The sequence below is a fragment of the Burkholderia sp. WSM2230 genome (assembly GCF_000472445.1).
Lineage (GTDB): Bacteria > Pseudomonadota > Gammaproteobacteria > Burkholderiales > Burkholderiaceae > Paraburkholderia.
Window position 1 is genome coordinate 189575 of the sequence record NZ_AXAJ01000001.1, and the last position, 20658, is coordinate 210232.

Annotated in this window: 22 protein-coding genes and 1 pseudogene; 15 read left to right on the forward strand and 8 right to left on the reverse strand. The window is 63.3% G+C overall.

The window, feature by feature from the left end:
- Positions 1 to 5: 5 nt before the first annotated feature.
- Both A3AC_RS28930 and A3AC_RS0100830 read right to left on the reverse strand, forming a co-directional pair.
- Positions 6 to 484 (reverse strand): annotated as a pseudogene (locus tag A3AC_RS28930) (universal stress protein).
- A 326-nt stretch (positions 485 to 810) separates the two neighbouring features.
- Complete coding sequence (locus A3AC_RS0100830; RefSeq protein ID WP_025596574.1) at positions 811 to 1404, reverse strand: acyl-homoserine-lactone synthase; 594 nt, start codon at positions 1402 to 1404, stop codon at positions 811 to 813.
- 153 nt (positions 1405 to 1557) lie between these two features.
- Here A3AC_RS0100830 and A3AC_RS0100835 point away from each other — a divergent pair, with 153 nt between their 5' ends.
- Positions 1558 to 1875: a hypothetical protein gene (locus tag A3AC_RS0100835; RefSeq protein WP_025596575.1), complete on the forward strand. Its 318-nt coding sequence runs from the start codon at positions 1558 to 1560 to the stop codon at positions 1873 to 1875.
- Here A3AC_RS0100835 and A3AC_RS0100840 read toward each other — a convergent pair.
- The gene (locus tag A3AC_RS0100840) at positions 1859 to 2563 is read right to left on the reverse strand and encodes a helix-turn-helix transcriptional regulator (RefSeq protein WP_025596576.1); all 705 of its coding nucleotides are present in this window, start codon (positions 2561 to 2563) and stop codon (positions 1859 to 1861) included. The genes A3AC_RS0100835 and A3AC_RS0100840 overlap by 17 nt on opposite strands.
- 670 nt (positions 2564 to 3233) lie before the next feature.
- On the opposite strand from A3AC_RS0100840, the gene A3AC_RS0100850 reads away from it, so the two are divergent.
- The 5 genes from A3AC_RS0100850 (at position 3234) to A3AC_RS0100870 (ending at position 8612) form a co-directional block, all read left to right on the forward strand.
- The gene (locus tag A3AC_RS0100850; protein ID WP_025596578.1) at positions 3234 to 4178 is read left to right on the forward strand and encodes an SMP-30/gluconolactonase/LRE family protein; all 945 of its coding nucleotides are present in this window, start codon (positions 3234 to 3236) and stop codon (positions 4176 to 4178) included.
- 282 nt (positions 4179 to 4460) lie between these two features.
- Complete coding sequence (locus A3AC_RS0100855) at positions 4461 to 5630, forward strand: extracellular solute-binding protein (protein WP_025596579.1); 1170 nt, start codon at positions 4461 to 4463, stop codon at positions 5628 to 5630.
- A gap of 80 nt (positions 5631 to 5710) precedes the next feature.
- Complete coding sequence (locus tag A3AC_RS0100860) at positions 5711 to 6790, forward strand: ABC transporter ATP-binding protein (protein ID WP_025596580.1); 1080 nt, start codon at positions 5711 to 5713, stop codon at positions 6788 to 6790.
- Positions 6787 to 7683, forward strand: coding sequence for an ABC transporter permease (locus tag A3AC_RS0100865; protein ID WP_035474424.1), 897 nt, complete (start codon positions 6787 to 6789; stop codon positions 7681 to 7683). Before A3AC_RS0100860 ends, A3AC_RS0100865 begins: the two co-directional genes overlap by 4 nt.
- Positions 7683 to 8612 (forward strand): ABC transporter permease, encoded by a 930-nt coding sequence (locus tag A3AC_RS0100870; protein ID WP_025596582.1) that lies wholly within the window; start codon positions 7683 to 7685, stop codon positions 8610 to 8612. The genes A3AC_RS0100865 and A3AC_RS0100870 overlap by 1 nt, the downstream gene beginning before the upstream one ends.
- A 49-nt stretch (positions 8613 to 8661) precedes the next feature.
- On the opposite strand, the gene A3AC_RS0100875 is transcribed toward A3AC_RS0100870, so the two are convergent.
- Together A3AC_RS0100875 and A3AC_RS0100880 are read right to left on the reverse strand one after the other, a co-directional pair.
- Positions 8662 to 9267 carry a short chain dehydrogenase gene (locus tag A3AC_RS0100875; protein ID WP_025596583.1) on the reverse strand — a complete coding sequence of 202 codons (606 nt, stop codon included), beginning with the start codon at positions 9265 to 9267 and terminating at the stop codon, positions 8662 to 8664.
- Positions 9268 to 9478: 211 nt separating this feature from the next.
- The gene (locus tag A3AC_RS0100880; protein ID WP_025596584.1) at positions 9479 to 9931 is read right to left on the reverse strand and encodes a DUF3005 domain-containing protein; all 453 of its coding nucleotides are present in this window, start codon (positions 9929 to 9931) and stop codon (positions 9479 to 9481) included.
- A gap of 277 nt (positions 9932 to 10208) precedes the next feature.
- Here A3AC_RS0100880 and A3AC_RS0100885 point away from each other — a divergent pair, with 277 nt between their 5' ends.
- The 3 genes from A3AC_RS0100885 (at position 10209) to A3AC_RS0100895 (ending at position 12340) form a co-directional block, all read left to right on the forward strand.
- The gene (locus tag A3AC_RS0100885) at positions 10209 to 10442 is read left to right on the forward strand and encodes a hypothetical protein (RefSeq protein WP_025596585.1); all 234 of its coding nucleotides are present in this window, start codon (positions 10209 to 10211) and stop codon (positions 10440 to 10442) included.
- A gap of 126 nt (positions 10443 to 10568) precedes the next feature.
- Positions 10569 to 11492 (forward strand): serine O-acetyltransferase EpsC, encoded by a 924-nt coding sequence (gene epsC, locus A3AC_RS0100890; RefSeq protein WP_025596586.1) that lies wholly within the window; start codon positions 10569 to 10571, stop codon positions 11490 to 11492.
- Complete coding sequence (locus A3AC_RS0100895) at positions 11492 to 12340, forward strand: helix-turn-helix transcriptional regulator (RefSeq protein ID WP_025596587.1); 849 nt, start codon at positions 11492 to 11494, stop codon at positions 12338 to 12340. Before epsC ends, A3AC_RS0100895 begins: the two co-directional genes overlap by 1 nt.
- Before the next feature lie 66 nt (positions 12341 to 12406).
- Here A3AC_RS0100895 and A3AC_RS0100905 read toward each other — a convergent pair whose 3' ends face one another.
- Together A3AC_RS0100905 and A3AC_RS0100910 are read right to left on the reverse strand one after the other, a co-directional pair.
- A complete protein-coding gene (locus A3AC_RS0100905) occupies positions 12407 to 12925 on the reverse strand; it encodes a metal-dependent hydrolase (RefSeq protein WP_025596588.1) in 519 nt (172 codons plus the stop codon).
- Positions 12926 to 12959: 34 nt separating this feature from the next.
- Positions 12960 to 13448: a sugar ABC transporter ATPase gene (locus tag A3AC_RS0100910; protein ID WP_442856437.1), complete on the reverse strand. Its 489-nt coding sequence runs from the start codon at positions 13446 to 13448 to the stop codon at positions 12960 to 12962.
- Between the two features lie 262 nt (positions 13449 to 13710).
- Between A3AC_RS0100910 and A3AC_RS0100915 the strand changes: the two genes are divergently transcribed.
- Positions 13711 to 14271, forward strand: a complete 561-nt coding sequence (locus A3AC_RS0100915) for a hypothetical protein (protein WP_025596590.1) — start codon at positions 13711 to 13713, stop codon at positions 14269 to 14271.
- Positions 14272 to 14456: 185 nt separating this feature from the next.
- Positions 14457 to 16412, forward strand: coding sequence for a PhoX family protein (locus A3AC_RS0100920; RefSeq protein WP_025596591.1), 1956 nt, complete (start codon positions 14457 to 14459; stop codon positions 16410 to 16412).
- Between the two features lie 36 nt (positions 16413 to 16448).
- Here A3AC_RS0100920 and A3AC_RS0100925 read toward each other — a convergent pair whose 3' ends face one another.
- Positions 16449 to 16907 (reverse strand): hypothetical protein, encoded by a 459-nt coding sequence (locus A3AC_RS0100925; protein ID WP_025596592.1) that lies wholly within the window; start codon positions 16905 to 16907, stop codon positions 16449 to 16451.
- A gap of 269 nt (positions 16908 to 17176) precedes the next feature.
- Between A3AC_RS0100925 and A3AC_RS0100930 the strand changes: the two genes are divergently transcribed.
- Genes A3AC_RS0100930 through A3AC_RS0100945 form a run of 4 tightly spaced genes read left to right on the forward strand, consistent with a single transcriptional unit; the run spans position 17177 to position 20522 of the window.
- Positions 17177 to 17887 (forward strand): CDP-alcohol phosphatidyltransferase family protein, encoded by a 711-nt coding sequence (locus A3AC_RS0100930; protein ID WP_025596593.1) that lies wholly within the window; start codon positions 17177 to 17179, stop codon positions 17885 to 17887.
- The gene (locus A3AC_RS0100935; protein WP_025596594.1) at positions 17884 to 18708 is read left to right on the forward strand and encodes a HalD/BesD family halogenase; all 825 of its coding nucleotides are present in this window, start codon (positions 17884 to 17886) and stop codon (positions 18706 to 18708) included. The genes A3AC_RS0100930 and A3AC_RS0100935 overlap by 4 nt, the downstream gene beginning before the upstream one ends.
- The gene (locus A3AC_RS0100940; RefSeq protein WP_025596595.1) at positions 18705 to 19730 is read left to right on the forward strand and encodes a lysylphosphatidylglycerol synthase domain-containing protein; all 1026 of its coding nucleotides are present in this window, start codon (positions 18705 to 18707) and stop codon (positions 19728 to 19730) included. Before A3AC_RS0100935 ends, A3AC_RS0100940 begins: the two co-directional genes overlap by 4 nt.
- Before the next feature lie 27 nt (positions 19731 to 19757).
- On the forward strand, positions 19758 to 20522 hold the full coding sequence (locus A3AC_RS0100945) for a phosphocholine cytidylyltransferase family protein (RefSeq protein ID WP_025596596.1): 765 nt from the start codon (positions 19758 to 19760) through the stop codon (positions 20520 to 20522).
- Positions 20523 to 20658: the final 136 nt, after the last annotated feature.

Below are 20658 nucleotides of genomic sequence, written 5' to 3' on the forward strand. Positions count from 1 at the left end.
CAAGTTCAGGCTGGCGCGTGCGCGTCGTCCGACGGCCTGCCTGCCGCCGACGGAATGAGCAGTACCGGCAAGCCCGCCTGGCGCACGCAACGCTCGGCGACGCTGCCGAGAATCAGGCGGCGAAATCCGCGCCGGCCATGCGTGCCCATGACCAGCAGGTCGGCGTTGAAATCGGCGGCGGCCTTCAGTATGGCGGTCGACACATCGTCGAGCGACGCTGCTTCGCTCACCAGTATCTCGCCCTTCACACCTTGCGCGTCCATTTCGCGCGCAAACTCCGCGCCGAGTTCCTTACCTTGTTCGATGAGGCTGTTGCGAAGCACCGCGGGGTCGTAGCCCGGCGCCTCGAAGTACAGCGGCGTGTTTCGACCACATAGAATGGTTGCAAGACGGCGCCGGTGGACCTGGCGAGTGCGAGCGCCGCCTCGAAGGCGCGGCGCGAAGTCTGGCTGCCGTCGACAGCAACAATAATGCGTGTGTACATATCCACTCCACGTCAGGTTGAGGGCTTCGATCATCACCGTCCAACTCGCGTTCGGACAGGATGTAAATCAACCGGTTCACAAATTTTCAAAGGGATGGGCGCCAGACCGGTCCGTCTGCGAGCGAAGAGCCGCAGCGCCATCGGGACGGCCGGCCTCGGCGCACATGAACGGATGTTTGGCTCGTGAGGCGCTCTTGCGCGATTCGCGTTTCGCCGCTCAGGCACGCGTGCCGCGCGACTGGCGCACCTGGCCGACAGTAAGCGGCCAGGCGGCAAAGCAGCGCTGCCGGGCAGCCGAGCGGCAAAGGAACCCGGCAGCCGGTCAGCTAAGCGGCTGCGGCCATCGGCCCGAACAGCGCCGTGCGGGTCTTCGGACTGACTGCGATGTCCAGCGCCACCGCGCGTTCCACGCCGATCTGCAGCGGTGAGCCGAGCCGGTTGATGTCAATGCCGGTCTTGCGCAGCAGCCGTTCAATCGGCGTGGTGGTGACCGTCACATAGCGCGTGATGCCCATGCGGTCGGCGAAAGTCACGAGTTCGTGGATGGCCTGCATCGTCAGGTCCGCGAAGCCGAACGACTTCTCTTCGCCGCTGGTGTCGATTGCGAAGCGGCTCAGCTCCCAGATATGCCGCCCGACCGGCGCCGCCGCGCCGTGCAGGAGTTGCGGGAAAGTGTCCTTCAGCATGTTCGGCCCCTCGGTGGGCATGAGGCGCCAGCAGCCGCGCACCCGCCGGTCTTCGCCCTGGATCAGCATGTAATGCGGGCCCAGCGCGTCGTAGCCGTCGATCTCCATGCCCGCTATGGTCGGAATGTCCCACCCCAGCCGGCCGTGAAACACCCGCGCCCGCAGGCGGTACATCTCGTTGATGTCCTCGTTGTCGAACTCCTGACGCATTCCAATCCGGATCGCTGTTTGCATGACGTTCTCCTGAACGTGTTGGGAAAACCAATACGCAGGAAAACTTATGCATTCTGAATCGTTCCGCCACCTATCTACCTGGATAGGTGTGCATGCTTATCGGATATCGCAAAATTTGAGACAGGAACAGCACTCAACCGACGGGACACAAAAATGGAACTTCTCGACAATCACTGGCAACCGCAAACTGGCCTCCAAACGCGTCCGGCGGAGCCTTCCACGGCGGTGGACCGGGTTCTGATCATTGCTTACCGCAAGAAGAAAAAAGAGAGCCAGCGCCGCTTCTGGGCTCGCTTCGGAGTCACGCAGTCGCGCGGCAGCCGCTTCGAGTCCGGCGCGGAAATCCCGGCGCCGGTTTCCATTCTGCTGGGCCTTTATTTCACCAAGACTGTTTCCGACGCGGATCTCGGCCGCGCCGAGCGTGTACTGCACAGCCGCGACGCCGCGGCGTTGCTCAACCCGGGTCAATAAGTCCGAGTTGGGTCGCAATCACGGCTGCCGCGCGCCGCGAATTCACGCCGAGTTTGGTCCTGATGTTTTTCATGTGGAAGTTCACGACGGCTTCCGAGCAATTCAGGATATGGGAAATTTCCCACGTGGATTTACCGCGCGCGGTCCATTGAAGACACTCGCGTTCGCGCGGCGTGAGCTTCGGCAACAGCGTCTGGGCGTGTGTATGCAGATGGCGCTGGCTCGTGTCGATCACCAGATCGCGCAATAACACCAGGTTCGGCAATACCACGTCGATATGACGCCAGAAGGTGTCGGTCGGGCTGGCGTCGTTCACGAAGCACATCATGCCGGCTTCCTGGTTCGGGCCGTGAATCGGCAAGGTCACGCCCGCACGCAAACCATGAGCGCGGGCTTCCTCATACATCGACTGCTGCGGCGCAGTCGTGAAAATTTCCGGCGACCACACAAGCGGCGTCGAGCGCGTCGCGCAATGCGCGACCGTCGGGTCGATATGCACGAGGCCCTGCTCGTCGTAGGTACGGCGCCACGCAGGCGCATAGGTGCTGCGGACATATGCGTCTTCCAGACGCATGGTCGGGCGGGGCAGCATCGCAATCAGAAGCCGGTCGAATCCCCAAGTCTCGGCGAGGTCCGCGACTGCGCTGAACCATTCCGCCTCGTCGGCGGCGTCCAGTAGCGGTGCCATCTGCTCGATAAAATGTAGCGACAATTTCGACTCTCTCAGACTCGCAAATATTCAGCTTGGTTATTTGCGTAGGTTTTATGTGCAGGGCTTTAATCCGCACAATCTATCACCAAAAAACGTTTTGCAAAGCCGAGGGGCCACAACGGTCTGCTATTAATCGGACCTGGCTGTCGTGCGAATTCCGGCACGCCGATAATGGCCCATCGAGCGTTCGGGTCTTCGCGCCCGGTGCGCTGTACGCCTTGACCAGCAAGCGTTCAGCGCTGAACAATCTGGTGGCGCAGTTTTAAGCCGCCATCCGGCTCATGCCCATTAAATGGGCAAAATGACCTTATTCGCCAAACGGCCGCTTTAGCGGACGGTGCGGACTGCCGGATTTACCACCCTTTCTGTGCGCTCATCTGATTGTCTTGTTGCTATTGTCATACAAAAAACCGTTATCCGTATGTGACCGTTTCGCCCGGAACGCGAAGGCTTCGCAAACTTTCGCTCGCTCGCAGTCGTTTGACCGCTTCGCGCAGCTCGCCGACGTGGAGCTGCCGCGGGCGCGGCCGGGTTCGACGGCGCCCGAACATCATGCGAAGATCGCCGATGCGGCCCGCACGCTGCTCACACTCGAACGGGAATTTGCGCGCGCGTGCCGGACACTAATTCATCCCATAGAGACAGCATGACCGACAACAGCCGACGTTATCCCGACCCTTCCGTGCGTGTGTTCGATCCGCGCTTCAAGTCGCTGATTCTTGCTTCGGCGTCTGTCGAGTGTCTGTATCAGGGCGCGCGCTGGTCCGAGGGGCCGGTCTGGTTCGGCGACGGCCGTTATCTGCTGTGGAGCGACATTCCCAACGACCGCATCCTGCGCTGGGACGAATCGAGCGGCGCGGTCAGCACGTTCCGCCAGTCGTCGAACAATGCGAACGGCCATACGCGCGACCGGCAAGGCCGGCTCGTGAGCTGCGAGCATTTGACGCGCCGCGTGACCCGCACCGAATACGACGGCTCGATCACCGTGCTGGCGGATCGTTACCGTGGCAAGCGCTTCAATTCGCCGAACGACGTAGTTGTCAGATCGGACGGTTCCATCTGGTTCAGCGATCCCACGTTCGGCATCGACAGCTTCTACGAAGGCGAGAAACAGGAATCGGAACTGCCGGCGTGCGTCTACCGCATCGACGGCCAGTCGGGCGAAGTGAGCAAGGTCGCCGACGACATATCCGGACCGAACGGCCTCGCGTTTTCGCCGGACGAGTCCATGCTCTACATCGTCGAATCGCGGGGCGAGCCGCGCAAGATCCGTGCGTTCGATGTCGTCGCCAACGGTGCGGGCGCCGCGCTGGCGAACAACCGCGTGCTCATCGACGCGGGCCCGGGCACGCCGGATGGCTTTCGCGTCGACATCCACGGTAACCTCTGGTGCGGCTGGGGCATGGGCACCGACGAGCTCGACGGCGTGCGCGTCTTCTCCTCGGAAGGCGAGCCGCTCGGGCACATTGCGTTGCCGGAGCGCTGCGCGAACGTGTGCTTCGGCGGACGTCATCGCAACCGGCTCTTCATGGCGGCGAGTCACGGCCTTTACTCCCTGTATGTGAACACGCAGGGCGTGAGCGGCGGCTGAGTTCGCACGCGAGGCGCAACGCTGCACCCATGGTTGACTGACACTCGCTCCTTGCCGACACAGCGAGTCAGCGGGTCGGGGTTTGCCCTCGTATACAACTTCGCCAGGTCATTGACGACGAAGGCCTTCGAGGCCGTAGCGGCAGATCAGTGCGGAAAACCCGGTCACGCGTATTTGCTTGACATCGGCTGTGCCGCTTCGCTATGTTGCAGTGGTTGAAAGAGACAAAGACGCGCGGGGTAGTCGACCGGCGGACTTCATACCAAGAAGCGAGGAGACGCAATGACTGTTTCGTGCAGGTTGTCGCTCAGGCTGGTGTCGATATGTCTCGCGGCGAGCGCCGCATTCGCGTCCGCCGCGCATGCGGCCGATCCCGTCACACTCAATATCGTCGACGTGGCCGGCGATCTTCAACTCACGCAAAAGGGCTTCGAGGCCTTCAAGGCGAAGTATCCGAACCTCGTCGCCAATATCACCTACACGAACGCGCCCGCGCCGCAATTGCCCGGCAAGATCAAGGCGATGCAGGCAGCCGGCCGCTCGGACATCGACCTCGTGCTGACCGGCACCGACGCACTCGCGGCCGGCATCGAACAGAACCTGTGGACGAAGCTACTGCCCGACAATGCGGCGCAGTTCCCCGGCGTGCTCGACAAGTACGCGCCAGGTCCGCGCAAGATGCAGGAGCTTGCGCAGGGCTTCGGCCTCGAGGTCGCCTATATGCCGGCCGGACCGCTCCTCGAATTCAACCCCGCAAAAGTCAGCGATCCGCCGAAAACGCCGGAGCAACTGCTGCAATGGTGCAAAGCCCACCCCGACAAGCTCATCTACGCGCGTCCCGCGAACTCAGGGCCGGGCCGCACGTTTCTGATGGGCCTGCCCTATGTGCTCGGCGACAGGAATCCGCAAGATCCCATCAACGGCTGGGACAAGACCTGGGCTTTCCTCAAGCAACTGAACGAGTGCATTCCGTACTATCCGGGCGGCACGTCCGCAGTCATGAAGGAGCTTGGCGAGGGCACGCGCGACATGACGGTCACGGTGACGGGCTGGGACATCAATCCACGCGCGCTGGGCATCGTGCCCGCTGATTTCCGCGTGCAGGCGTTCGACAACATGACGTGGGTGAACGACGCGCACTACATGGTGATTCCGAAGGGCGTGCCGAAGGAAAAACTGGACGTGCTCTACAAGCTGATGAACTTCATGCTGGAGCCCGCGCAGCAGGCCATGACCTACGACGACGGATACTTCTATCCGGGCCCGGCGATCAAGGGCATAACCGAAGTACAGGCGCCCGCGCATAGCCAGGAAGTCCTGAAGAAATACGGACGCCCCGAGTACGCGAAGCTGCTGGCGGAACGCCCGCATGTGTTGCCGCTCAATGCGGCGGCAATGGTCGCCGCGTTCAGGAAGTGGGACACGGAAGTCGGTGCGCAGAAGACCAAATAGCCAAAGCAGATAACCCGCGCTCGGACATCCATGCAAGTGCGATTCGCGCGTGACCGCTCGCGCGCATCAGGGAACCGCCCATGAAGCATCACTTTGAGCAGTTGCGGCTCGATTCGGTGAGCCGCAGTTTCACGAATGCGGAAGGCCAGTCGATCGCGGCTTTGCAAGGGCTCGATCTGAACATCCGGCGCGGCGAGTTCATTGCGTTGCTTGGACCTTCTGGCTGCGGCAAGTCGACGGCGCTGAACTGCATTGCCGGTTTGCAACCGCTGAGCGGCGGCGGCATCTGGCTCGACGACAAACGTATCGACGTATTGCCTCCGGAAAAACGCGGCTTCGGCATGGTGTTTCAGAACTACGCGCTGTTTCCGCACATGAGCGTGCTCGACAACGTCGGCTTCGGTCTGAAGATGCGAGGCGTCGGCAAAAGCGAAATGATGCGGCGCGCGCGCGAGGCGCTGCAGCTGGTGCAGCTCGTGGGCCATGAACGGAAGCTGCCCGGGCAGCTTTCCGGCGGTCAGCAACAACGCGTGGCGATTGCGCGCGCCATCGTGATCGAGCCGCCGCTCATTCTGATGGACGAACCGCTTTCAAATCTTGACACGAAGCTGCGCATCGAAATGCGTGCGGAGATCCGGCGCATTCATAGCCAGCTCGAACGCGCGACGCTGTACGTCACGCACGATCAGGACGAAGCTCTTTCGATGGCCGACCGCATCGTCGTGATGAGAGAGGGCGTGGTGCAACAGGTCGCCACGCCGAAAGAGGTCTACACGCGCCCGCGCAATCTGCATGTAGCGCGCTTCATGGGCTATCGCAATGTCGCCGAATTCACGCTCGAAGGCACGCAAGGCGAAGGCGTTGCGGTGAGCGCAAACGGCGTGCGTCTGATCGGCACGCCGATGGCCGCGTTCGACAGCAAACGCGTGAGTGTGGCATTGCGTCCGGAAGACATGGAGCGTGCGGCGCCTGACGCGGAGAATGCGTTCGATGCGTTGGTCACCGTGGTCGAATATGGCGGCAACAGTTCGCTGCTACGCGTGCAGACCGCGTTCGGCGACTTGTGGGCGCGCGTGCCCGGCGAGTTCGAAGAGGGCCAGCGCATCAGCTTGCGGGTGCCGCCGTCGCGCACGCTGGTCTATGACGCAGAGGCGGCATGAACTCGCCGACGTTGCCCACGCCGGTTCCACCCACTGCGCCTTTGCGGCAGCGCGACCGCAAGGCGTGGCTCGTCACGCCGGCGTTGCTCTTCATTCTCGCGTTGTTCATCTATCCGTTCGCCTACGGTCTTGCACTGTCGTTCCGGCCGATGAACGGCGGCAGTGCGTGGGCCAACTATCTGATGTTCTTCACCGACACGTCGATGTGGCCGACCATCCTCGTCACATTGAAGCTCGCTGTGCCCGCGACGCTGATCAATGTGGGCGTGTCGGTGCCCGTCGCATTCGCGTTGCGGCGGCATTCGCGTTATCAGAAGTTCGTGACTACGTTGCTGGTGATTCCCGTCACGCTCGGCACCGTGCTGATAGCCGACGGCATGCTCACTTACTTCGGGCCCAACGGCTGGTTCCCGCAGGCGCTGCACGGTATGCATCTCTATGCGAGCGAAGTGCGGCTCACGCATAACTTCTGGGGCGTGCTGATTTCGCTGATCGTGTCCGGTTTTCCGTTCGCGTTCCTGTTGACGCTGTCGTACGTGACCGGCATTGACCCGACGCTCGCGAGCGCCGCCGCCACGCTCGGCGCAAGCCCTTGGGAACAGTTTCGGCGCATCTACCTGCCGCTGCTGGTGCCGGGTTTGACGATGGCGGCGTGTCTTTCGTTCGTGCAGGCGTTTTCGGTGTTTCCATCGGCCGTGCTGTTGGGCGCGCCGGCGGGGCCGACACGCGTGATGTCGATTGCCGCCGCTGAAGCCGCGTTCGAAAGCTATGACTATTCGCTCGCATCCGCGATTGCGATGGTGATGGGCTTCGTGCAATTGCTGGTGGTCGCCGCCATGCTCGGCGCGCGCCGCCTGTTCTACAGCGGCCCGGCAACAGGAGGCAAAGGCTGATGACGACCGAGCATCGCGGCGCGCCGGCTTCCTGGTCCGCATCGCCATCCAGACAGCAGGGCGACGACGCCCGCGAGCCCGGCAAGCGCGTGAAGCAGCGCGCGAGCGTGCCCGGCCGCGTGTGGCGCGTGATCGTGTGGGGCGTGATGGTGTTCTTCCTCGTCAACGTTGTGTTGCTGATTGCAACGGTGGCGGTGAATTCAATCGCGACGCGCTGGTTCGGCACTTTGCTGCCGCAGGGCTTCACGCTCCATTGGTATGCGCAGGCGTGGAGCGACTTCCAGTTGGCGAGCGTGTTGTGGGTGACGGTCGAAGTGGTGGGCGCGGTCGTGCTGCTCTCGGTGCTGCTCGGCGTGCCCGCGGCGTACGCCCTCGCGCGCGTGCAGTTTCCCGGCAAGCGCATCGCGATGCTGATTTTCCTGCTGCCCTTGATGGTGCCGCCCGTCACCTACGGCATTCCAATGGCAACGGTGATGTACAAGATCGGGCTCGCCGGCACACTGAGCGGCGTGATACTCGCGAACCTCGTGCCCGCGCTGCCCTTCGTGATTCTCGTGATGACGCCGTTCATCGAGCAGATCGATCCGAACCTCGAAGCGGCGGCGCGGATTTTCGGCGCGAACACGTTCCGCTATTTCCGCTACGTGCTGCTGCCGCTGCTCGTGCCCGGCATGCTGGCCGCCGCGCTGCTCGTGCTTGTGCGCACCATCGGCATGTTCGAGCTGACGTTTTTTACAGCGGGCCCCGCGACGCAAACGCTCGTGGTCGCGCTGTACTACGCGGTGTTTTCAACCGGCGTGCGCGCGCCGCAATCCATCGACGCGATGGCGATGATCTACATGGCGATCACGCTCATCTGGGTATTGATCGCGCTGCAGTTCGTGAGCCCCACGCAGATCGTCTCGCGCGTGAAGGAGCAGAAGCACTGAGCGGCGCGCGGCGCAGCGCACGAGAGCGCCGGCGTATGTCGCTCCTGGCTCAGTAGCCCACGCGATAAACCCGGCCCGTCTGCGCGCCTTCCACGCTGCGCAGATAGGCTTGCGCTGCGCGTTGCGCAGTGACCGGTTCGAAGCCGCGGAAGTACGGCGCGTAACCTTCCATCGACTCGCTCAACACCGTAGGGCTGACCACGTTGATGCGGATGCCGCGCGGCAGTTCGATCGCCGCGCCGCGAACGAAGCCTTCCAGCGCGAGATTGACGGTCGTCGCATTCGCGCCCTCGCGAATGGGCTCATCGCCGATAATGCCGCTCGTCAGCGTGAACGAGCCGCCGTCGTTCACATAGTTCTGCGCCGCCAGCACCACGTTGATCTGCCCCATCAGCTTGTCGCGCAGGCCGACCCAGAACTGCTCGACACTCATTTGCGGCAGCGGGCCGAAATGCACTTTGCCGATGGTGGTGATCACCCCGTCCACCTTGCCGATTTCGCGAAAGAGCCGCTCGACGCTCGCGGGGTCGGTGCTGTCCACCTGATACTGGCCGCGCGTCGCGCCCACCTCGACAACTTCATGGCGGGCCTTCAGCTCCGCGCTCACTGCCTGGCCGAGTGTGCCGGTGGCGCCGATCACGACGATCTTTTTCATTCGCTGCTCCGTTGAGTTTGACGTGCGGCGATTGTGCGCCGCACTGCCCGGCAAGAAAAAGCCCCGGTGGCGAGCAGGTCTCGCAACCGCCAGTTTGTAATCGTCGAAATCCGCTAAAAACGCGCGGCCTGTTTAAACGGTGCGCGCGCCGGTATCTACCGACAAATCGGCTTTACCGGCGCGATTCAAACAAACATGCAAGAACGCCTGATTATTTCACGCGATGTATTTCGATCAGGCGCGTGGGCCGCAAATGATTAAGGGCGTAATGGACGCGGCCGTGTTCTCCGCGGTTTTCGCCAGCGCGCGAATAGTCGAAAAGATCCTCCGTGGAATGCAGCGCCTGCGGCTCGAGCATGCCTTTGTCGATCACGGTATAGCCCGGCTCTAGTGCAAGCAGCAGATGATTGCCGCCGACCCGGCTGTCGAATCCCGCCATGCCATCGAGCGCTTCCGGCACGCTGTTGACGAGAGTGGCGTTGCTGGTGGTGATTTCGTCCACCGCGATTGGGGCCTGGCCGGCAATGCGCGCGGCTTCGTGGTTCTTGCCGTCGGTGTCGACCGTGCTGTCGTGCGTGCGGTCGTTATGCAACTCGGCGCTGCATGGGCGGCTCGAACCCGTTGGTTTGCCCGCGTCTGCAGACTTGTCGATATGGCTGTTCATATGCATTCTCCTTTCAAGAAGTCAGGTGCCGGAACAGCAAACTCCGTACCCTTTCCTAGGCGATTGCGATCGCGCGTCTTTCGTTTTTTTTTATGAACGCGCATTTTCTACAGAGTATGATCATACTCCGGCGAGAGGAGGGCGGTTCAAGCGCAGCAGTTAATGCGCACCGCGCCGGTTCTACTGTGCGGAATTCTCACCGCTGTTTCCCGAGCGTGTGCGACGAACGCGGGCTTACTCAAAACATTCTATACGGGGCCGTCAGGGCGGGTGACATATGCACTTCGATGCTGCATTCACACATCGCGGCTATTTGTTAAATTGCGCACCGGCGCGCGCCGGCGACGGCAGTTGGCAGCCGTACGTGGTCATCTCGCGGTCGAGCGACGGCGAGCTCGTCGCCAACCGTTTTTTTCCTACCGACCTGCGCTTCCGCGACGAAGCCGCCGCCATCGCCCATGCGCGCGATTGGGCGGTGCGCTGGATCGACGCGAGCAGTGTGACCATCTGAGCGGCTCTCTGCATTCGCTCCTCCGCTCGCACGCCTTCGCGCAACGCTGCGCCAGGCTCTGCAAAACGCGGTAATCTCTCGGAACAATCACCCGATACCGTGCCCCGTCGCACGGTGCTGTCTTTTATGCCTAACGTGCCTTCCCACAACTGGGGCCTCGAACAGATCGTCGCGGACCTGCGCGCCTCGCGCGAAGAACTGCATCGCACGCGGCATCCGCTCGGCATTCGCGAGTTGCCGTCGCGCGAAGCGGTGGTCGGCATTGTCGCCGGCCTGCGCGCGGCGCTTTTCCCCACGCACTATGGCGCGCCCGATCTGACTGACGAAACCGTCGACTACTACGTCGGCCACACGCTCGAAAGCACTTTGCGTCTGCTCGCCGAACAGATTCGCCGTGCGCTGCGCTTCCTGCCTGAACACGCGCAAACGTCGGAGGCCGAATTGCGCCAGCGCGCGTTCGAGGTTGCCCGCGAGTTCGGCACGCTGTTGCCCGGCATCCGCGCGCTGCTGGTGAGCGACATTCAGGCCGCGTTCACCGGCGACCCGGCCGCGCAGCACATCACCGAAATCCTGCTTTGCTACCCGGGCGTGTGGGCGATGACGCATCATCGGCTCGCGCATGCGCTGCATCGTCTCGGCGTGCCGTTGCTCGCGCGCTTCATCAACGAGATCGCGCACTCCGCGACCGGCATCGACATTCATCCTGGCGCGACCATTGGCCCGAGTTTTTTCATCGACCACGGCACGGGCGTCGTGATCGGCGAAACGGCGATCATCGGCGAGCATGTGCGCGTGTACCAGGCGGTGACGCTCGGTGCGAAGAGCTTTGCCGCGGATGTCGACGGCACGCTCATCAAGGGCAATGCGCGGCATCCTATCGTCGAGGACGACGTGGTGATCTACGCGGGCGCGACCATTCTCGGACGCGTGACGATTGGGCGGGGCTCGGTGATCGGCGGCAATGTGTGGCTCACGCATAGCGTGCCGCCCGGCAGCAGTGTTTCGCAAGGCAAGGTGCGCGAAGGCGAGCGCGACGAAGGGCGGCGTTGATGCTCACGCGCGACGGGACGCGTGGCCGCGTCCACATGCCCCGTTGTGCGATAGCCGGCGTGGAGGCGACCGTGGCCGAAACCACGCGCGCGTTTCCGCGCCATTCGCATGACCGTTTCGGCGTGGGCGTGATCGTCAGCGGCGGGCATAAGTCGGCAAGCGGCCGCGGTCCCGTCGAAGCGCGCATGAACGATGTGATCACGGTCAACCCCGGCGAAGTGCACGACGGCAGTCCGCTCGACGAGCGCGGCCGCGCCTGGCACATGCTGTATTTCGAGCCGTCGATGCTGGTAGGCGCCGCAGCTGAATTGAGCGGGGCCGAGGTGCGCGAAGTCGAGCTCGCGCAGCCGGTCGTGCACGATGCGTTGCTCAAGCATCTCTTCGAACGACTATTTGCGGTGGCGGTTCGGCCGCCTTGCGCGAGGGACAACCTCGCGCGCGAGCAGGCGTTGCTCGAGTTGATCGCGCATCTGCTGTCTACGCATGCGAGCCGTGACGCAACGCGTCATGCGCACGCGTTGGCGTCGCATTCGCTCGGCCCGATCGCGCGTGCCAAGGCACGTATCGACGACGACCCCGCCGCGCCGCTCACCCTCGCCGAGCTCGCCGGCGAAGCGGGCATCAGCCGCTTCCAGTTGCTGCGAGCTTTCGCGCACGAAACCGGTCTGCCGCCGCACGCCTACCGGATGCAACGGCGCGTGGCGCTGGCGCGGCAACTGATAGCAAGCGGCATATCGCTCGTTGACACGGCTGCGGCAGCGGGTTTTGCCGATCAGAGTCACATGACGCGGGCTTTCGTGCGCCTCTTCGGCATCACGCCGGCGACATACGCTGCGGCCATGCGTTGATGTCCATGTTGACGTTGACGAGCGCGGCCGCGGGCAACGCCTCGGCCTGAAGCTCGAAACCGCAGGTCACAACCTCAAATGCTTCAGCATCTCGAGCCCATGCGTGCCGGGCAGCCCCGCATGCCGGCTGACAAACCAGGCTGCGGCCCATGAAGCAGCGACCACGATTAGATCGCAGCGACCGCTGTTCCATAGATTCAACGAATGCCGTCCGGCGATCCACGGCACGCCGAGCGGATTGGGCCAGTCGGCGAGCAGATGCATCAGGCCGCCGCATGCGAAGCCGAACGCGGGCGCCGCATAGATGGAATGCCCGAGTTGGTGATATGAAACCGCGAGCAATGCAATCCAGCCGATGCCCCAATGCGTCAACGTACGGTGCGCGATCCACAGTCGACGCGTGCGCGACCACCATGCGACTTCGAGCCAGTCGGGCGCCGTGCTTCCCGCGACGCCTGCGATGAAGCTCATCAGCACGCCGAAATAGAAGAGGCCGTCGTGGCCGCCGCCGGTGTGCACGACAAGGGCCGCCGCAATGATGCCGGCCGCAAAACCGGTTGCGTGGTGTGCGTTGCTGGATGCCATTGGAAGTTACAGGCCGGCGCGCGGCGTATGAAGATCACGTCGCGCAGCGCGCAATATTGAAGCGCATCTCTGCTTCCGGCGGATCGTCGGGCGCATTCGCCCCATGCATCACCTTGATGACAGAGCCGGCGTTCGACGGCGTCAGCGTGACGAAGTACGAATTGTTTGAGTCGGAGCCGACCGCGATTTCAGTCGCGCTGCCCACGCGCGACAGGCGCACTCGCGACAAGCGGCTTTGCAGGCAACTGGCGATATAGGCGGGCGCACGCTGCGAGGATACGTAGATCATGGGCTGCGACGGGTCGCGTGCGGAAGGTCCGCTGGACGAGCCACAAGCGGCGAGGGTCGCGATCACAACAGCAGCGGGAGCAAGCAGGAAGATTCGTTTCATGGCGATGTCGTCGGCGTCCCCGGTCATGTGCGGGAACGTGGGGCGCGGGCGAAGCGGCAGCGCGCTCGATGCAACGATTGACGCAGCGCCATGCTTCGCGACGAAGCCGCTCTTCACGCGTGTGGCGATCATGCTGCGCGCACAATTCAATCGCGATCGGAAAGCGGACGCCCGAGTATACCGAGCGCACGCTCGCACCGTCAGTTCCGTTACAAGCTGAAACGTCGCTGCTGTTGCTGGCGGTTTTTATACCGGCATGTCATGTGGAGGTTCAATGGCGGGATACCCGGGCGGACTTGTCCGTTCGTCAGAGTGCGGCGCTTTGCATGCGCGAGGCAGGTAGAATCGCAGGCTCGAAGTGTGTACATGTCCAGCGAAAGTGAGTGAACCTGCAATGACCGACCCAATCCTTCCATCGTCCGCCCCTGCTGTTGATGCCACGACGGAAGGCTCGTCCGCACACGACGCCGCGCAGTTCGAAGGCGATTGCGAAACGGTGCATGAAGACCGCCTGTGGCGCGACGACGGCTGGACCGCGCGCGTGATCAAGAATGAAGACGACGAAGGTTGGGCTGTCGCCATGATCAAGGACGGCGAAGCGGAGCCCGCGCTCGTCGGCCCATGGACGATGGGCCGCAACAAGAAAGACCCGAAGCCGCTCGATACCGCCGCGTTCAACACTCTCGTGAAAACCGCGTCCGAGGTGTTGCGCCGCCACGAGCAGCAGTTGCGTGCGCAACTTCATAAGGCCGTGCGCGTATCGAGCGCGGACGGCAACGACGAACTCGACATTACGCTCGACATCGTGCCCGATGAAGACGAGCCCTACGCGCTGCTCACCGCACTGGACGCGTATGGCGAGCAGCTCGCGCAAGTGCAGGTCGCGCCGAACTTCAAGCTCAGCAAGGCAAGCGCGACGGCATGGGTGGAGAACGAATTCCGGCGTCCCGGTTGAAATCCGCGCGCGGACCGGTGGTTCGCCCACAAGCGGAAGTATTACCATAAGCTGTCAATATACTTTCACATTCAATACATAGAATCCTCGCGTCATAGCGGCGCGAGCGTGAATCATGCGGTCTGAATCCGGGTCGTGCTGGCTGTGAGTCAACCCACGCCACCCACAACCAGGATTACGACAACATGGCAGAGCCGTTCGATCTCTCCCGCCGCAAGGCCCTGAAACTGTTTGCCGGTGTACCGATGCTGCCGCTGGGCGGGCTTGCCACGGCGTCCATGTTGAGCGCTTGCGGAGGCGGCAGCAACGATCTCGCAACGCCGGTCAAGCCGGTTGCCAACTTCGTGTCGGCGGCATTCAGTTCAATGGCCGCGCCGACGCTCGCCGACCCCGCGGCCATGGCAAAGACCACGGTCGGCTCGACGCTGACCGTGCAGCTGAGCGACGGCAGCAGCCGCACCTTCAAGCTGTCGTATCAGCCGTTTTTCATCACCGGCGACATGGTGCCGAACATTCAGGGCGGGACGATTCTCGCGGGCGGCTATGTGGACATCAACAATCAGCCGATCATCGACAAATCGGTGGCCGGCAAGGAACGCCAGTTCTATTCAGATTGCCCGGACGGCAGCTCGCTGATCCGTCTCGACAGTCCCACGGTCAAAGGTATCAAGGGCAAGGCCGTGTTCGCGGTCGTGCAATTCGAGTACACCACGCGCGATCAGAGCCTCGTGTCGATGTACGGCCAGCTGCCCTCACCGATCGCCGTGCTGACGCTCGATCAGGACCAGGCGACCGGCAAGCTGACGCTGGTCGGCTATCACAATGTGGATACGTCGAAGGTGCATGGCTTGTGGATCACCTGCGGCGCGAGCCTGTCGCCGTGGAACACGCATCTGTCGAGCGAGGAATACGAGCCGGACGCGGCGACCATCGCCACCAACAGCCAGTTCAAGGGCTTCAGCCGCAACCTGTATGGCAGCGAGACTGCGGCGAATCCATATCACTATGGCCATCTGCCGGAAGTGACGGTCAACCCCGACGGCACTGGCAGCATCAAAAAACACTACTGCCTCGGCCGCATCTCGCACGAACTCGTTCAGGTGATGCCCGACAGGCGCACCGTGCTAATGGGCGACGACGCCACCAACGGCGGCCTCTTCATGTTCGTCGCGGACCGCGAGGCCGATCTCTCGGCGGGCACGCTGTACGTCGCCAAATGGACGCAGGTGTCGTCGAGCGGCGCGGGCGCGGCAACGCTTTCGTGGCTCAACCTCGGCCACGCGACCAGCGCCGAAATCGAGTCGCTTGCCAATACGCTGACCGCCGCCGACATCATGGACGTCAAGACCGCCGACCCCGTCGACGCGTCGTACACGAAGATCAATTACAACGGCACTTTCAACTGGGTTCGCGTGAAGCCGGGGATGACCAAGGCCGCGGCCTTCCTCGAGACGCATCGCTACGCGGCGCTCGCCGGCGGCAGCATGGGCTTTACGAAGCTCGAAGGCACGACCGTCAATATCAAGGACAAAATGTTGTATTCGGCTATGTCGCGTATCGAGAAGTCGATGGTGCGCGGCAACGCGGCGTCGACGGACGTGGCTGTGGACAAGACCATCAGCGCCGGCGCCGTGTACGCGCTGAACATGAAGAGCGGCCAGTTGGACCGCAGCGGCGGCGCGATCAATAGCGAGTGGGTGCCGGTCGACATGGCGGCGCCAGCGGCGCTCGTCGGCGAGGACCTGTCCGTAGCAGACGCGCTCGGCAACACTGCAAATCCGGAGCGCATCGCGAACCCGGACAACCTCAAGTTCTCGGAGAAGTTGCGCACGCTCTTCATCGGCGAGGACAGCGGCATGCACGTGAACAACTTCCTGTGGGCGTACAACGTCGACACGAAGACGCTCTCGCGCGTGCTGTCGTGCCCGGCGGGCGCGGAGTCGACGGGCCTGCACGCAGTCGACGAAATCAACGGCTGGACTTATGTGATGAGCAATTTCCAGCACGTCGGCGACTGGGAAAGCCCGCTGCACGACAAGGTCAAGGCCACACTCGATCCGCTGGTGCGTGCCAACTACAAGGACCGCTTTGGCGCAACGGTCGGCTATCTGACGGCTGATCCGACGTCGATCAAGTTGTAATCGCGTGCGAGGCGGCGCGCGCCGTGCTGCGCCGCCTCAACTCCGCTTGCAGAAAATTGCCGTGATGAGCGGCGCCACGCGGTGCACGATTGCCGAGCCGCCGGCCGCCGTCACCGCGTCTCTCACCTTCGATTCGCTCCCGAACACCACCACGCCATAGGCCGAGCGCGCAACCGGCTCGCCTTCCCCCACGCGGAACATGGGATCGTCCTTCTCATAGCCGACCACCGCGAAAACGTGGAAGCCGAACGCGCTCAGGTCCGCGCCTTGCGCGGGTGAGAATGCATTGATCGAATTGCTCTCGACCCGCGTGGGCTTCGGATCGATCAGTTGCTGGCCGGCCAGATCGGCGATGAACTGATGGCCGGTTTCATTGCAAGCGAGCGGCGCGTCAAGAGCGGCCGCGTGAACGGCAAGCGGAAGCGCGCCGGCCGCGACAGCGACGACGACGCTACAGAAAGCACGCGAGGCGGCAAGCGGAAAGAAGCGTTTCATAGCATGGACAGCGGCATATTCGATGTAGCGCAATGTAGTGTGTTCGCAACGCGCGGCGCGGCGTTCGACGCAGCCCGGCGAGCCCAGCAAGACGTTGCGCATCGAAGAGTTCCGGCGGGGCAGGCGCAACAGGATTCGCACTTTAGCGCGATTCGGCCAAAGCTGCTTCACGCGCGAGCGGTTTGCAACGCCGGGGCGGGTTTGGGGGACGGCAAAGAAACTAACAGGAAGAAAGCAATCTTTCGCGATCCCGTATATATTTCCGGGTTATGAATTCAAGACCGCATACTCCCATAAATGTACCGCCGCCCAGAACCTGGGACGCGCGGTTGGCCCGCTGGCTCGTGGTACCGCTCGTCGATACGCGGGTGTCCCCTAATCATCTGACTACGCTGCGTCTGTTGATTGGCGTCGCAGGCGCGCTGTGCCTCGCGCGCGGCGGCTTTGCGTGGGCCAATGCCGGCGCGTTGCTGATCGTGCTGTCCAATTTCGTCGATCACACCGACGGCGAACTCGCGCGCATTGGCGGCAAGTCGAGCCGCATCGGTCATTTTTACGATCTCGCGGCAGATGCGCTAGTCACCGTTATGCTGTTCGTCGGCATGGGCATCGGCGCGGGCGCATCGAACAGCGGCGGGCTCGCGCTCGGGCCGGGCTGGCTCGGCGCCGTGGCGGGCGTCGCTGTCGCGCTGATCTTCTTCTTGCGCATGCGTATCGAGGAAATGGCGGGCAAGGCGGGCACGAAGCAGGCGGCACTCGGCGGCTTCGAAACGGAAGACGTGCTGTATCTGCTGCCCATCGTCACGCTGACGAGCGTGGTGTTGCCGTTCGTCGTCGTCGCCTCTATCGGCGCGCCGCTTTTCGCCGTGTGGGTCATGATCGACTACCGGCGTGTGGTGCGCCGTAGCGCGAAGTCGTCCGCGGCGGGCGCGGCGGGCGCGGCGGCGTCCGAAACGAGTCAGGTGTGGGCGGGCAAATGAGTACACACGCCGAAGATGACGTGACCGCATCCATCGTCCAGGAATCTTCCGTCGCTGCGCTTAAGGCGGCGCCGGACGCCGACCGCGCGGTCGCGAGCCGCACGCGCACGTTCGACAATCCGCGCCTGCGCAAGGACTTCGCCGACCAGGGCGCGTTCCTCTATATGGAGGATTTCCTCGCGCCGGAAGTCACCGCACAGCTCGTACACAGCGCGCGTGCGCTGCTCGACGAAGTGAACCGCAATTACCTGCCCGGCCACAAGCAGGGCGGCAGCGTGAGCCGTCATACCATCGACCGTCTCGCGCCGTTCATCGCCGAACTGTATCGCTCGAAGGAGCTGATCGGCTGGCTCGAGCAACTGAGCGGCGACAAGCTGCAAGTGTCGCCGGCCGACGATCCGCACGCCTACGCGCTGTACTACTACACGCGGCCGGGCGACCACATCGGCTGGCACTACGATACTTCGTACTACGACGGCCGGCGCTACACGCTGCTGCTTGGCGTGATCGACGAATCGTCGTGCCGGCTCGACTACGAACTGCATACGCGCAATCCCGATGTGCCGGATCAACCGGGCTCGGTGCAAATTCCGCCGGGCGGCCTCGTGTTTTTCGACGGCGACAAGCTGCGTCATCGCATCACGCCGGCCGGCCCGAACGAAATGCGCGTATCGCTCACGTTCGAATACGTCACGGACCCGAATATGCGTCCGTGGCGCCGCTTCATTTCCAACATGAAAGACGCCATTGCGTATTTCGGCTTCCGCCAGGTGTTCCGTCAAATGACACGAGGCAATAGCCGTGGCGAGGACCGCGCATGACTCGGGCGGCCCTGATTCTGCTGTCGATCGGTACGGCGCTCTTTGTCGGCCTGCTCGCGTGGCAGGGCTTCGGTTCGGTCGCGTCGACTCTCCTCGCGGCCGGCTGGGGGCTCGCGCTGGTGGCGGCGTTCCACGTCGTGCCGCTCGCGCTCGATGCAGGCGCGATCTCGGCACTGTTGCCGCGCCGTCGCGATAACGCGCATGCTCATCACCCTCTGCCGGTGCGCGACGCGCTGTTCGCGCGCTGGATCGGCGAATCCGTGAACAGCCTGCTGCCGGCCGGCCAGATCGGCGGGCCCGTGGTGATGGTGCGACAGTTGTCGCAGCGCGGCATGCGCATGCGGGACGCGGCCGCCGCCATCACCGTGAGCACGACCGCTCAGGCGCTGGCGCAGATCATCTTCGCATTGTTCGGGCTGCTGATGTTCGGCGCCTATGCCGCGCACGGCGCGCTGCACGATCTGCGAACCGCGACGCTCATTGCAACGGCCGTGCTGGGCGGCATGATCGTAGGCTTTTACTATGCGCAGCGGCGCGGGCTGTTCGGCCGCCTGCTGGGCGTGCTGTCGAAAGTATTCGGCAGGCGCGACTGGTCCGGGCTCGTGACGCGCGCCGAAGCCGTCGACGCCGCCGTGCAGGCCATGTACCGTGAGCGAACCCGCGTGGTGGCGAGCTTCGCGTTCAGCCTTGCGGGCTGGATAGTTGGCACGGTGGAAGTATGGCTCGCGCTGCGCTTTCTCGGCCATCCGGTGGATTGGGTCGATGCGCTGCTGCTCGAAAGCCTCGGTCAGGCGATTCGCGGCGCGGCCTTCATGATTCCCGGCTCGCTCGGCGTGCAGGAAGGCGGCTATCTGCTGCTTGCGCCGCTGGTGGGTTTGCCGCCCGACGCGGCGCTCGCGCTGTCGCTCGCCAAGCGCGCGCGCGAAATCCTGCTAGGCTTGCCGGGTCTGCTGGTCTTGCACTTCAGCGAACGAAGCTGGCAACGGCGGCGTGCCCTTGGGCGCGTTCCCGCCGTCGATTAAACTCCGTATCTTTTCAAAGGACCGCGCATGCGTGCCATCATCCTCGCTGCGGGCCTCGGCCTGCGTCTCCAGCAACCGCCGGAAGCCCAGTTCCCGAAATGCCTGTTGCAGTTCGACGGCATGAGCCTGCTCGAACGGCATCTGCAGATGCTCGAAACCGCCGGCGTGACAGAAGTCGTGCTGGCGCTCGGCTTTCAGCCCGAGTCGGTGCAGGGAGAACTGGCGCGCATCAACTGGCCGCACAAGGTTGAAACCGTGCTCAACACGCGCTACGACCTGGGCAGCGTGCTGACGGTGCATACGGTGGCCGAGGCGCTCACGCGCGGCGGCGACGTGCTGTTGATGGACGCCGACGTGCTCTACGACGAGCGCATTCTGAACGCGCTGGTGGCGGGCGAAACGGTCAACCGTCTGTTGATCGACCGCGGCTTCGAAGCCGGTGACGAGCCCGTCAAGCTGTGTCTGAAAGACGGCGTGCCGGTGGAGTTGCGCAAGCAGCTCGCGGTGAATCTGGAATACGACACCATCGGCGAATCCGTGGGCTTCTTCCGCTTCCGCGAAGAAACGGCGCGGCGATTTGCGCAAATCGTGGCAGGCTACATCGACAGCGGCCGGGCGAACATGCCGCACGAAGAAGCGGTGCGCGATCTGCTGCTTGAGCGCAGCCAGGTGTTCGATACCGCAGACGTGACCGGCGCGCCGTGGATCGAGATCGATTTCCCGAACGACGTGGCGCGCGCCACGACCGAAATTCTGCCGCAGCTGCAGCCGCTCGTCAGCGCTTCTCGCTGAGTTCTCGCTGAATTTTGCGCTGAATTTGCGCTGAGCTGGCGTCCAGCTTGCCACGCATATGAAGAGCCGGCTTTATGCCGGCTCTTCGTCTTTAAAGCCCTTGCAACAGCATCGGCCGCGGGTATGTGCAACACGA

Excerpts from the sequence above, each read along its gene's own strand:
- A3AC_RS0100940 (WP_025596595.1), top strand. The coding sequence starts at position 18,705 with ATGACTCGGGCGGCCCTGATTCTGCTGTCGATCGGTACGGCGCTCTTT.
- A3AC_RS0100870 (WP_025596582.1), top strand. The coding sequence starts at position 7,683 with ATGACGACCGAGCATCGCGGCGCGCCGGCTTCCTGGTCCGCATCGCCA.
- A3AC_RS0100835 (WP_025596575.1), top strand. The coding sequence starts at position 1,558 with ATGGAACTTCTCGACAATCACTGGCAACCGCAAACTGGCCTCCAAACG.
- A3AC_RS0100935 (WP_025596594.1), top strand. The coding sequence starts at position 17,884 with ATGAGTACACACGCCGAAGATGACGTGACCGCATCCATCGTCCAGGAA.
- A3AC_RS0100885 (WP_025596585.1), top strand. The coding sequence starts at position 10,209 with ATGCACTTCGATGCTGCATTCACACATCGCGGCTATTTGTTAAATTGC.
- A3AC_RS0100920 (WP_025596591.1), top strand. The coding sequence starts at position 14,457 with ATGGCAGAGCCGTTCGATCTCTCCCGCCGCAAGGCCCTGAAACTGTTT.
- A3AC_RS0100865 (WP_035474424.1), top strand. The coding sequence starts at position 6,787 with ATGAACTCGCCGACGTTGCCCACGCCGGTTCCACCCACTGCGCCTTTG.
- A3AC_RS0100910 (WP_442856437.1), bottom strand. The coding sequence starts at position 13,448 with ATGATCGCCACACGCGTGAAGAGCGGCTTCGTCGCGAAGCATGGCGCT.
- A3AC_RS0100905 (WP_025596588.1), bottom strand. The coding sequence starts at position 12,925 with ATGGCATCCAGCAACGCACACCACGCAACCGGTTTTGCGGCCGGCATC.
- A3AC_RS0100840 (WP_025596576.1), bottom strand. The coding sequence starts at position 2,563 with ATGGCACCGCTACTGGACGCCGCCGACGAGGCGGAATGGTTCAGCGCA.
- A3AC_RS0100925 (WP_025596592.1), bottom strand. The coding sequence starts at position 16,907 with ATGAAACGCTTCTTTCCGCTTGCCGCCTCGCGTGCTTTCTGTAGCGTC.
- A3AC_RS0100875 (WP_025596583.1), bottom strand. The coding sequence starts at position 9,267 with ATGAAAAAGATCGTCGTGATCGGCGCCACCGGCACACTCGGCCAGGCA.
- A3AC_RS0100880 (WP_025596584.1), bottom strand. The coding sequence starts at position 9,931 with ATGAACAGCCATATCGACAAGTCTGCAGACGCGGGCAAACCAACGGGT.
- epsC (WP_025596586.1), top strand. The coding sequence starts at position 10,569 with ATGCCTAACGTGCCTTCCCACAACTGGGGCCTCGAACAGATCGTCGCG.
- A3AC_RS0100895 (WP_025596587.1), top strand. The coding sequence starts at position 11,492 with ATGCTCACGCGCGACGGGACGCGTGGCCGCGTCCACATGCCCCGTTGT.
- A3AC_RS0100915 (WP_025596590.1), top strand. The coding sequence starts at position 13,711 with ATGACCGACCCAATCCTTCCATCGTCCGCCCCTGCTGTTGATGCCACG.
- A3AC_RS0100850 (WP_025596578.1), top strand. The coding sequence starts at position 3,234 with ATGACCGACAACAGCCGACGTTATCCCGACCCTTCCGTGCGTGTGTTC.
- A3AC_RS0100930 (WP_025596593.1), top strand. The coding sequence starts at position 17,177 with ATGAATTCAAGACCGCATACTCCCATAAATGTACCGCCGCCCAGAACC.
- A3AC_RS0100945 (WP_025596596.1), top strand. The coding sequence starts at position 19,758 with ATGCGTGCCATCATCCTCGCTGCGGGCCTCGGCCTGCGTCTCCAGCAA.
- A3AC_RS0100830 (WP_025596574.1), bottom strand. The coding sequence starts at position 1,404 with ATGCAAACAGCGATCCGGATTGGAATGCGTCAGGAGTTCGACAACGAG.
- A3AC_RS0100855 (WP_025596579.1), top strand. The coding sequence starts at position 4,461 with ATGACTGTTTCGTGCAGGTTGTCGCTCAGGCTGGTGTCGATATGTCTC.
- A3AC_RS0100860 (WP_025596580.1), top strand. The coding sequence starts at position 5,711 with ATGAAGCATCACTTTGAGCAGTTGCGGCTCGATTCGGTGAGCCGCAGT.